This window comes from Planktotalea sp. (assembly GCF_018607965.1).
GTDB lineage: Bacteria > Pseudomonadota > Alphaproteobacteria > Rhodobacterales > Rhodobacteraceae > Planktotalea.
Genome location: NZ_JABBAM010000092.1, coordinates 1 through 10018, shown reverse-complemented (window position 1 = coordinate 10018; position 10018 = coordinate 1). Strand labels below are relative to the sequence as shown.

Here is a 10018-nt window from a genome sequence, read left to right as displayed (position 1 = left end):
CATGACAAGACTTGGTCGCGCCAATTTCCCAATCCTGCCCTAATTCCCCGCCATCTTTAGGCAAGTGACCCCACCAGATGGGTCAACTTAAAATGTGCAGGAGCAGACCCGATGCAGGACACGCTACATTTTCTAGAAAAGTCACTGGCTGGACAGACCGGTGCAGCTTGGTTGGGCGACTTGGAAGAAATCGCAGACGAGGTTGGCTATTTCCAACCTCTCAGCGCAAAACATAACGCTGCGTTCATTGATGCGGGAAAAACCCTGCTTGTCACATTTGAAACACTTCAATCCGTGCAAACCATGAATGGTGACGCCCATCCCGTTGGGTTCGAAATGGTGCGTGAAGAAGGTTGGTCCCTGCTAAGTTTCTTCAGCGACGGCAATACATGGTTTCGCAACCCTGCCGTCTACCACTACTTTGATCGCTTAATCGATGACGGCTTTTTTGAAGATTTCGACCAAGTCATATTTTACGGTGTGGGATCGTGCGGATACGCGGCCTGCGCTTTTTCTGTGGCCGCACCTGGCGCGCATGTGTTAGCGCTTAGTCCCCAAGCGACCCTTGATCCGCGCGTGACGGAATGGGACGATCGCTTCCGTAGATCGCGCCGTATCAGCTTTACAGACCGATATGGCTATGCTCCTGACATGCTGGATGCAGCAGGGCGCGCCACGATCATTTATGATCCGCGCGTGGAACTAGACGCGATGCACGTTGCACTTTTCACGCGCTACAATGTCGACAAACTGTGCATGGCTTGCTTTGGCAACGCACTTGATCTGCAAATGATGCGGTTGGCCATTTTATACCCAATGCTCAGCGCACTTGGTGCGGATGACCCTGTGCCTGCTGAATTTTACACGCTTCACCGCAAGCGCCGTTTAGACCGCAATTATCTGCGTGCTGTGCTTGGAGATATGGAAGATGCCAAGCGTTGGGGACTTGCCAAAGCGGTGTGTGATCATGCCGCCAGCGCCTTGAATGCCCCACGATTTAAGAAACGTGGTGAGCAAATTTTGGCCCTTCAAGCCTCTGATATAGAACAAGGCGTTCAGCCAAGCTGACGTTTCAACATTTCAACACGCGGTTTGTGACGGCGTTTATACATAAAGCGCGCCCAAGCAGCGATGAGGGGCGTGCACCAACCCGCTTCAATTTCGATCTCGTAGATCAACTCCGCACCACGTACATGCGGCACGATCCGCAGAGAATGCAGCCAGTGTTGGACGCCCATACCCTGCTCGTTAGATTGAAAGCACAACGCCGATGCGTCGAACGCGACCACCTCCATACGGTAGGGCTGCGCAGGCAAAAGTCCGAACATTGAAACCGTCACGTCTAGGACTTGTCCCTGCGTGATCGCTCCGCTTGGCATGCCCTCAAAAACCAACACACCGCGTACGGCTTCCTTGAGGCAATCAAGATCAATTGCGACTGTCCAAACTGCCTCAGGGCTGTGATCATAAATGTGGCTTAAGCGAACCAAGCGCATATTTATGTGTTACCGGTGATCCGTGCCAAAAGTGGCTGACGAATAATGCCAATGGCCGCGCCCAAGCACAAAAGCGCTGGAAAAACGTTTACACCAATAATGTATAGGCCCAGTGCAGCAACGGTTAAAACCAGCGCGAAGCTGACCAAAACCAATTTGTCTGCGTCAATCTTCAAGCCAGCACGCTCTAAACCCGACGCGATGAATGGATCGGCACGATTGTAAAAGACGCCAACGATAAACCCAATAATTAATGTAAATATCATGTGTACACTCCCCGTGATGCGGGTGTCCTAAACTTCAAAACCGATAGACGCAAACCCCTAGCCCTTTTTGTTGGCGCGGTGTAAGTGACTTGGCATGACACATAGCTTAACCCTCCGCCGCCCCGACGACTGGCATTTACACCTGCGTGACGGCGATATGCTGCGCGCTGTACTGCCCGAAACTGCGCGCCATTTCGCACGCGCAATCATTATGCCCAACCTTGTGCCGCCGGTTGTGACCAGTGCAGATGCGCTCGCCTACCAAGCGCGCATCTTGAGTGCATTGCCAGAAGGCATGACGTTTGAGCCGTTGATGACGCTTTATCTGACAGAAGACACAGAACCAGATGATATGCGCGCCGCACACGCCAGCGGCTTGATCAAAGCAGTGAAACTTTACCCCGCTGGGGCCACGACGAATTCTGCCAGCGGTGTACGTGATTTTGCGCGTGTGCAACCCATCTTGGACGTAATGGCCGAAATCGGCCTGCCTCTGTGCTTGCACGGCGAAGTCACTGATAGCCACGTTGACATCTTTGATCGCGAAGCGGTGTTCATCGACACGATTCTGGATCCAATCCGCCGCGCCACACCGGGCCTTAGGGTCACGATGGAACATATCACCACTAAAGACGCGGTCGAGTATGCGCGCGAGCAAGACGACAGCCTTGGCGCGACGATCACGACGCACCATCTGATCATCAACCGCAACCACATCCTCGTGGGCGGGATCAAACCGCACTACTACTGCCTGCCCGTAGCCAAACGCGAAGAACACCGCGTCGCCCTGGTAGAGGCGGCAACATCCGGTGACACACGCTTCTTCCTTGGAACCGACTCCGCGCCCCACTCTGACGTACTCAAAGAAAACGCGTGCGGATGTGCAGGCTGTTTTACAGCGACCAACACCATGTCGATCCTCGTGCAAGTGTTCGACCAACAAGGCGCACTCGACAAACTAGAGGCATTCGCCTCCCTGAACGGCCCCGCGCACTACAAACTCAAGCCGAACGTTGAGACGATCACCCTGACCAAAACACCCCCCACATATCCTGAGAAAATCATCACAGGCATGGGCGAAGTCACGGTCTTTGATCCGGGCTTCCCACTCGAATGGTCTGTCACCTCTTAACGTTCTCCTTTCCCAAATATCCCGGGGAGCGCGAGGGGCTGGCCCTTCGCCCCCGCACTCTCACACCTCAGTTGCCAAATGAGATAAATCATGATCCCCACCAGCTACCCAACGCCCGAAGAAATCGCCCGCCTAACAGCGCGTATGCTGCTAGAAATCAAAGCGGTGCACTTCAACGCCTCCGAGCCCTTCATTCTCTCCTCCGGTCTGCCCAGCCCGACCTACATTGATTGCCGCAAGCCCAATTCCTACCCGCGCATCCGCTCGACCATGATGGATTTCATGACGGTCACAGTCATGCGCAACGCTGGTTTTGAAGCGTTCGATAACGTCGCTGGCGGCGAAACCGCAGGCATCTCCTACGCAGCCCTAGTTGCAGAACGCATGGCTTTGCCCATGACCTATGTGCGCAAAAAGCCCAAGGGCCACGGGCGCGGTGCGCGCATCGAGGGCGATATGCACGAGGGCCAGCGCGTTCTGCTCGTGGAAGACCTCACAACCGATGGTGGATCCAAGCTGAACTTCGTCGATGCGATTCGTGAAACGGGTGCAACTTGCACCCACACAGCGGTCATTTTCTATTACGACATCTTTCCGGAAACCAAAAAGACACTTGGCGATCACGGTGTCACGCTGCACCATCTTTGCACCTGGTGGGATGTACTCGCCGAGGCCAAAGCGCAAAATACGTTTGATACGGCGACGTTGGCGGGGGTCGAGGCCTTTCTCAACAATCCACGCGCATGGCAAGAGGCCAACAAAAAAGGCTGATCTAGCCTATTTGAGGTTATCCACAGAAACATACAATTTGCACCTGCCCCCCTTGGTTATCTATTAAGGGGGCGGGAAATTGAGGATTGAAGATGAACGAAATCGCATCAATGAAAACAACGCAGGTCGATGTCGCGGCCGCGGAGACCATGCCCAACTCTATCGAGGCAGAACAACAGCTTCTGGGTGCGATCCTGACCAACAACGACATCTATGACCGCGTCGCATCCATCATTCAGCCGCGCCATTTCTTTGATCCCGTGCATCAGCGCATCTATGAGGTCGCCGCGGCGCGCATTGCCAAGAACAACCTTGCATCGCCTGTGACGCTCAAGGCGTTTCTTGAAGATGATGAAGGTCTGAAAGAACTTGGTGGACCTGCATATCTCGCGCGTCTTGCAGGGGCTGCGATCTCTGCTTTTGCCGCGCGCGATTATGCGCAGATTATTTATGATCTCGCGATCCGTCGAGAACTGATGGGGCTTGGGCGCGATATCTCGGCCAAAGCGGCACGCGTTGATGTGGCCTCTGAACCTGCCGAACAAATCGTAGAGGCCGAACAACAGCTTTATAAGCTGGCCGAAAAGGGCAGTTCTGATAGCGGTTTTCAATCCTTTCTGCGCGCGATCACCGATGCGGTGAACGTCGCCAACGCCGCGTACGAGCGCGGGGGCGGCATGGCGGGTGTCTCTACTGGCTTGACCGACATGGACAAAATGCTGGGGGGTTTGCACAAATCCGACCTTCTGATCCTCGCGGGTCGCCCGTCCATGGGTAAGACATCCCTTGCCACAAACATCGCGTTCAACATTGCTAAAGCCTTTCGCAAGGGCAAGCTGGCTGATGGCACCGAGGGCGCAGTCGATGGCGGCGTCGTGGGCTTCTTTTCACTGGAAATGAGCGCGGAACAGTTGGCTGGTCGTATTCTGTCCGAAGCATCCGAAATTTCATCCCATAAAATCCGTCAGGGTGACATGGAGGAATTCGAATTCCGCCGTTTCGTGGAAGCCGCCAAAGACCTTGAGGCCTGCCCGCTTTATATTGACGATACTGCCGCGATCCCGATTGCACAGCTTTCCGCGCGTGCGCGTCGTCTTAAACGGACTCACGGTCTGGACGTTCTGATCATCGACTACCTTCAACTGGTGCGCGGTACGTCTGAAAATCGTGTTCAGGAAATCGGCGAAATATCCATGGGCCTGAAGGCCATCGCCAAGGAGCTTCAGATCCCTGTGATCGCCCTGTCCCAGCTGTCACGTCAGGTGGAAAACCGCGAAGATAAGCGCCCGCAATTGTCGGACCTGCGTGAATCAGGTTCAATCGAGCAAGACGCAGACGTGGTGATGTTCGTGTATCGCGGCGAGTATTATAAAGAACGTGAAAAGCCGCAGGACGACAACCTAGAAGCCATGGCGCAGTGGCAAGATGATATGTCCCGCCTGCACGGCAAGGCAGAGGTCATCATTGGCAAGCAACGTCACGGCCCGATTGGAACAATTGAACTTAGCTTTGAAGCGCAGTTCACGCGTTTTGGTAATCTCGCCAAAGCGTGGCAAGTTGGAAGCGATGATCAGCAATTCTAGGGATTTGTTATGCATAGACGTCACTTCCTTGCAGCCAGTGTTGCTGCAACAGTCGCGACTCCTATAATGGCGACAGAGCCCTTGCATGAGCGCCCCGAAGAAGACCACCACGAGGCGACGTTTATGATGTGGCCCGTCAATCGTGACGTGCATCTAGACAAAACGTTTCTTGAGTATGCACAACAATCCATAGCCGACATCGCCAATACGATTGCCGAATTTGAATCTGTTATTCTGATTGCAGAGGGTAGCGATCATGCACGCGCACGTAAGATGCTAAGTGGCAAGATTGATCTTTGGGACATCCCCACAGAAGATCTTTGGGCGCGCGATGCGGGACCTTTGATTGCCCATCGTGGATCCGAGCGGGTCGTAAGTCATATCCAATTCAACGGTTGGGGTCATAAGCAAATCAACACGCGCGACAGCAAAATAGCGACTGCGATTGCGGACCGCCTTGACTTTGACGTTGTGGATAGCGGCGTCACAGGTGAAGCGGGTGGCGTAGAACATGATGGTCACAGATTGCTGATGGCCCACGAAAGTTCATGGGTGAACAAAAACCGCAACCCCAGTTTGAGCCGCGATGAAGTAGAACGTCGCTTGCTGAGAGCCTACGGTGCAGAGCGGATGATCTGGTCCAAAGGCGTGTCAGGCGAAGATATCACAGACTACCATATTGATTCCCTCGCGCGTTTCTCTGGTCCCAACCGCGTTTTGATAAACCTTCCCGATACCCCCGATTGGGAAGACCCCTTTCATGTCGCGGCGTATTAAACCTATGATGTGCTCAAAGCGGAAAATTTGGATGTCGAAGTGATCCCCAAACCAAACTATCGACGTGTGAAAGACTTTGAATTTGTTGCGTCTTACGCGAACTACTATGCCTGCAACGGCGCGGTTATAGCGGCTGAATTCGGCGATCGCGAAACAGACAAAATAGCGCGCAACGCTTTGGCACAACATTATCCTGGACGCGAAATTGTGACGCTGAATATGGACGCATTAGGCGAAGTTGGCGGTGGTATTCACTGCGCCACGCAGCAATTGCCAAGCGCATAACCTAAAGGCACGCAAAAAGATGAGTTGGGTCAAACAAAATGCTGCGCAACATCAGCGATATGCGCTGCGCTGACCCGCCTGTGTGCGGATAGAGGGCTAGTTTAAAGATCCCTTGCCTTTTTGCCCTTGACCTAACGGGCGTTCATGGCAAAGACATCTCTTATGAGCACAGGTACGTTAACAGTTGATTTGGCCGCAATGGCTGCGAATTGGACCGCCTTGGACGCGATGAGCGCGGGCGAAACTGGAGCTGTCGTCAAGGCTGATGCCTATGGCACAGGCATTGGTCGCGCAGCGCGCCGCCTTGCACAAACTGGCGCGCGCAAATTTTTCGTTGCTGTCGCACAAGAAGGTGCCGACATTCGTCAAGCATTGGGACCTGATCCTGAGATCTACATCTTATCGGGACACATGTCTGGCGACACGGACATTATTGCGGATCTCAACCTGATCCCCCTGCTCAGTTCTATCGACCAAATGTTGCGTCACTTTGAGGCGCTTCCTGGAACGTCCTTTGGCATCCAGCTTGATACGGGTATGAACCGCCTGGGGATGGAAGCGGGTGAATGGGACGCTGTGCGTACTCTGGTGCTGCCGCAAAACCCCAAGTTGATCATGTCTCATCTGGCCTGTGCTGATGAGCCAACCCATCCGATGAATGCCCAACAATTGGCCGCGTTTATCGAGATGACAGGCGGCATTGATGCGCCGCGTTCTCTGGCCGCGACGGGCGGCATTCTGCTTGGGCCCGACTATCATTTTGATGTCACGCGCCCGGGTATCGGCCTGTACGGTGGCCTGCCCTTTACGGATGCGCATCCCGTTGTGTCGATTGAGCTGCCCATCATCCAAACGCGCGATGTCGCGGTGGGGGAAAGCGTCGGTTATGGCAACACGTGGATTGCGCAGCGTCCTAGCCGGATTGTAACGGTGTCATGTGGCTATGCCGACGGTATTTTGCGCGCGATGGGGCCAAAGACCACGTTATTTGCCGCAGGTGTCGCCGTGCCGATTGCAGGCCGCATTTCAATGGACAGCATCGGTGTTGATTTGACTGACGCCAAAGACGTTCCAAGCCATCTTGAACTGGTTGGTCCCAATCAATCCATCGAAATGCTTGCACAAAATGCGGGAACCATTGGCTATGAAATCCTGACATCTCTCGGTGCGCGCTATGCGCGGCGGTATGCTGGATGAACCTGATTTTACGACCCCTAGAAGCGTTAGGCCACGCATTTCTCAACCTTTTGGCGGCCTTGGGACGTATTTCGATCTACGCGGGATCCACGCTGCGCCATATCTTTAAACGCCCCTTTTATGCGCGTGAACTGGCCATCGCGATCTTGAATGTGGGCTGGCTGTCCCTGCCTGTTGTCGGTTTGACGGCTTTGTTCACTGGCGCTGCATTGGCGCTGCAAATTTACGCGGGTGGCGCGCGGTTCAACGCAGAGGCCGTCGTTCCCCAGATCGTTGCCATTGGAATGGTGCGCGAACTTGGCCCTGTTTTAGTCGGGTTGATGATCGCTGCGCGCGTGACGTCGTCGATTGCCGCAGAAATTGCGACCATGAAAGTGACCGAACAGATTGACGCATTGGTCACGCTGTCCACCCATCCCATGCAATACCTGACTGTGCCCCGCGTTCTGGCAGGTTTGATCTGTGTGCCTGTGTTGGTTGGCGTGGGCGATGTTATTGGCATTCTGGGCGGATACACGGTTGCGGTTGCGACATTGGACTTCAACTCCTCTACCTACCTTGTGAACACATTTGATTTCTTGGAAATCCGTGATGTGGTATCTTCGCTTGCCAAAGGCGCGGTGTTCGGCGTCATTGCAACGCTTATGGGCTGTTATTACGGCATGAATTCAGGACGCGGCGCACAGGGCGTGGGGGCCGCTACCAAAGGATCGGTCGAGGCGGCTGCGATTCTGATCTTGGCCGCTAACTTCGTTCTAACATGGGTGTTTTTCTCGCTATGATCACGCTGTCCGGTGTCAAGAAATCATTCGGCAATAATCATGTTCTGCGTGGTGTCGATCTAGAGATCGCACGTGGCACATCGATGGTCATCATTGGTGGATCCGGAACTGGAAAGTCCATCGCGCTAAAGTCCATCCTAGGTTTGGTGACGCCCGACGCTGGGACAATCATGGTCGATGGCAAAGATGCTGCAACCGCAGAACGGGATGCGTTTCTGGCGCGATTTGGCATGTTGTTTCAGGGCGGCGCATTGTTCGATAGCCTGCCCGTTTGGCACAATGTGGCGTTTCGCTTGATGCGCGGCGCGTTGCAACGTCCCAAAGAAGAAGCCCGCGAAATTGCTATCGAGAAACTGCGCCGCGTGGGATTGAAAGCCGATGTCGCTGATCGTTTGCCTGCTGAACTCTCTGGCGGGATGCAAAAACGCGTCGGACTTGCGCGCGCGATTGCGGCAGAGCCCGAGATCATCTTTTTCGACGAGCCGACCACGGGCCTAGATCCGATCATGTCCGGCGTCATCAACGACTTGATCCGCGAAATTGTCGTCGAAATGGGGGCAACCGCGATGACGATCACCCACGATATGACATCCGTGCGCGCGATTGCTGACAACGTCGCAATGCTGCATGATGGCGTGATCCAATGGAGCGGCCCTGTTGCGGATATGGACCAAGCGGGCGACCCCTATTTGGACCAGTTCATTCATGGTCGCGCGGATGGCCCGATCGAGGCCGTACGCTAAGTTAAGCACGCCCCACCCTTGCAACACGGGACCAGAAACGCCACGTTGAAATTGCATGCCAAGAATAAGGCGATTCAACACGTGAGTAATTTTAGCACTTTATTTGAACCAAACTACACGATCCTCACATTTTTGATGATCAAGACTTTCTTCTATATCGAATTTATCGGCGTTTTATCCTTGATCCGTACCTTCGTTTCGCGAGGCCCGTCGCGGTGGGCCGCATTCACGGCCTTTAGTGTTGCACTTGCTGGCGTGGCCGCGAAATATGTCCCACCCCTTGCTGGTTTCATTGGAACCGACGTCGGACGTATCGCATCGCGGATCGTTAATCAGGGCGTGTTTCAATCAGGATCAGGCATGGCGTTGCCCGTGCTGGTTTCTCTCTTATTTGCGCTGTCTTGGCGTCTGGCGGGCCGTCGGTGGTGGGGGCTAGATGCACTCCATCTGATCGCGGCGATCTGCTTTTTTGGGCTTTGGTATTTTACGCTATTATGACACTTAAAAAATTCATAAACCTCGCACTTTTGATTGCCTTCCCGATTGCGTGGTTCGCACCATTGATACGGGCGGGCTTCTTGCCCCTGTTCGGACTTAGCGAAATCAGCATCATCTCAGGTCTGCAAAGCCTGTGGCAAACCGATGTTTACCTTGCTTTGCTGGTCACGTTTTTTGCCCTGTTCGCGCCCTATGTGAAAACTCTGGGCTTGGCCTTGGTGCAGTTTGACTTGCTCAGCGCCCGCGTGAAACCCGCGCTAACCTTGCTCGGAAAATTAGCAATGGCCGATATTTTTCTGATCGCGGTTTACATAACGGTTTCAAAAGGAATCGGTGTAGGGCGGATTGAAACCGCGTGGGGGCTGTATCTGTTTACGGTTTGCATATTAATCCAATTGGCGTTGGGGTTATTGTTTCGCGACGATCCCGAAAAGCGCGATGGAAATACCGCATCTGTCCCAGAATGATGTTAACGCCACAGATTTCCC

Annotated in this window: 11 protein-coding genes and 1 pseudogene; 10 read left to right on the top strand and 2 right to left on the bottom strand. The window is 54.0% G+C overall.

Annotated elements, in window-relative coordinates:
- The first annotated feature begins 111 nt into the window (after positions 1–111).
- Positions 112–1068, top strand: coding sequence for a phosphoadenosine phosphosulfate reductase (locus tag QZ279_RS08725; protein ID WP_293449979.1), 957 nt, complete (start codon positions 112–114; stop codon positions 1066–1068).
- Here QZ279_RS08725 and QZ279_RS08720 read toward each other — a convergent pair.
- Positions 1056–1496 carry an SRPBCC family protein gene (locus tag QZ279_RS08720; RefSeq protein WP_293449978.1) on the bottom strand — a complete coding sequence of 147 codons (441 nt, stop codon included), beginning with the start codon at positions 1494–1496 and terminating at the stop codon, positions 1056–1058. The two genes, QZ279_RS08725 and QZ279_RS08720, sit on opposite strands and share 13 nt — an antisense overlap.
- A 2-nt stretch (positions 1497–1498) precedes the next feature.
- Positions 1499–1762 (bottom strand): hypothetical protein, encoded by a 264-nt coding sequence (locus QZ279_RS08715; protein WP_293449977.1) that lies wholly within the window; start codon positions 1760–1762, stop codon positions 1499–1501.
- A gap of 94 nt (positions 1763–1856) precedes the next feature.
- Between QZ279_RS08715 and pyrC the strand changes: the two genes are divergently transcribed.
- From pyrC to QZ279_RS08670, 9 genes and pseudogenes are all read left to right on the top strand, one after another.
- Positions 1857–2894, top strand: a complete 1038-nt coding sequence (gene pyrC, locus QZ279_RS08710; RefSeq protein ID WP_293449976.1) for a dihydroorotase — start codon at positions 1857–1859, stop codon at positions 2892–2894.
- A 90-nt stretch (positions 2895–2984) separates the two neighbouring features.
- Positions 2985–3665, top strand: coding sequence for an orotate phosphoribosyltransferase (locus QZ279_RS08705; protein WP_293449975.1), 681 nt, complete (start codon positions 2985–2987; stop codon positions 3663–3665).
- Between the two features lie 92 nt (positions 3666–3757).
- Positions 3758–5248: a replicative DNA helicase gene (locus QZ279_RS08700; protein ID WP_293449974.1), complete on the top strand. Its 1491-nt coding sequence runs from the start codon at positions 3758–3760 to the stop codon at positions 5246–5248.
- A 9-nt stretch (positions 5249–5257) separates the two neighbouring features.
- Positions 5258–6310 (top strand): annotated as a pseudogene (locus QZ279_RS08695) (agmatine deiminase family protein).
- Positions 6311–6472: 162 nt separating this feature from the next.
- Positions 6473–7507 carry an alanine racemase gene (gene alr, locus QZ279_RS08690; protein WP_293449980.1) on the top strand — a complete coding sequence of 345 codons (1035 nt, stop codon included), beginning with the start codon at positions 6473–6475 and terminating at the stop codon, positions 7505–7507.
- Positions 7504–8289: an ABC transporter permease gene (locus tag QZ279_RS08685; protein WP_293449973.1), complete on the top strand. Its 786-nt coding sequence runs from the start codon at positions 7504–7506 to the stop codon at positions 8287–8289. The genes alr and QZ279_RS08685 overlap by 4 nt, the downstream gene beginning before the upstream one ends.
- A complete protein-coding gene (locus tag QZ279_RS08680) occupies positions 8286–9032 on the top strand; it encodes an ATP-binding cassette domain-containing protein (RefSeq protein WP_293449972.1) in 747 nt (248 codons plus the stop codon). The genes QZ279_RS08685 and QZ279_RS08680 overlap by 4 nt, the downstream gene beginning before the upstream one ends.
- Before the next feature lie 135 nt (positions 9033–9167).
- Positions 9168–9530 (top strand): hypothetical protein, encoded by a 363-nt coding sequence (locus QZ279_RS08675; protein ID WP_293449971.1) that lies wholly within the window; start codon positions 9168–9170, stop codon positions 9528–9530.
- Positions 9527–9997: a paraquat-inducible protein A gene (locus tag QZ279_RS08670; protein ID WP_293449970.1), complete on the top strand. Its 471-nt coding sequence runs from the start codon at positions 9527–9529 to the stop codon at positions 9995–9997. The genes QZ279_RS08675 and QZ279_RS08670 overlap by 4 nt, the downstream gene beginning before the upstream one ends.
- Positions 9998–10018 lie beyond the last annotated feature (21 nt).

What these genes read in the sequence shown, in the direction of transcription:
- QZ279_RS08715 (WP_293449977.1), bottom strand. Translation starts at nt 1,762, where the DNA reads ATGATATTTACATTAATTATTGGGTTTATCGTTGGCGTCTTTTACAAT.
- QZ279_RS08725 (WP_293449979.1), top strand. Translation starts at nt 112, where the DNA reads ATGCAGGACACGCTACATTTTCTAGAAAAGTCACTGGCTGGACAGACC.
- QZ279_RS08685 (WP_293449973.1), top strand. Translation starts at nt 7,504, where the DNA reads ATGAACCTGATTTTACGACCCCTAGAAGCGTTAGGCCACGCATTTCTC.
- QZ279_RS08700 (WP_293449974.1), top strand. Translation starts at nt 3,758, where the DNA reads ATGAACGAAATCGCATCAATGAAAACAACGCAGGTCGATGTCGCGGCC.
- QZ279_RS08705 (WP_293449975.1), top strand. Translation starts at nt 2,985, where the DNA reads ATGATCCCCACCAGCTACCCAACGCCCGAAGAAATCGCCCGCCTAACA.
- alr (WP_293449980.1), top strand. Translation starts at nt 6,473, where the DNA reads ATGAGCACAGGTACGTTAACAGTTGATTTGGCCGCAATGGCTGCGAAT.
- QZ279_RS08670 (WP_293449970.1), top strand. Translation starts at nt 9,527, where the DNA reads ATGACACTTAAAAAATTCATAAACCTCGCACTTTTGATTGCCTTCCCG.
- pyrC (WP_293449976.1), top strand. Translation starts at nt 1,857, where the DNA reads ATGACACATAGCTTAACCCTCCGCCGCCCCGACGACTGGCATTTACAC.
- QZ279_RS08720 (WP_293449978.1), bottom strand. Translation starts at nt 1,496, where the DNA reads ATGCGCTTGGTTCGCTTAAGCCACATTTATGATCACAGCCCTGAGGCA.
- QZ279_RS08680 (WP_293449972.1), top strand. Translation starts at nt 8,286, where the DNA reads ATGATCACGCTGTCCGGTGTCAAGAAATCATTCGGCAATAATCATGTT.
- QZ279_RS08675 (WP_293449971.1), top strand. Translation starts at nt 9,168, where the DNA reads ATGATCAAGACTTTCTTCTATATCGAATTTATCGGCGTTTTATCCTTG.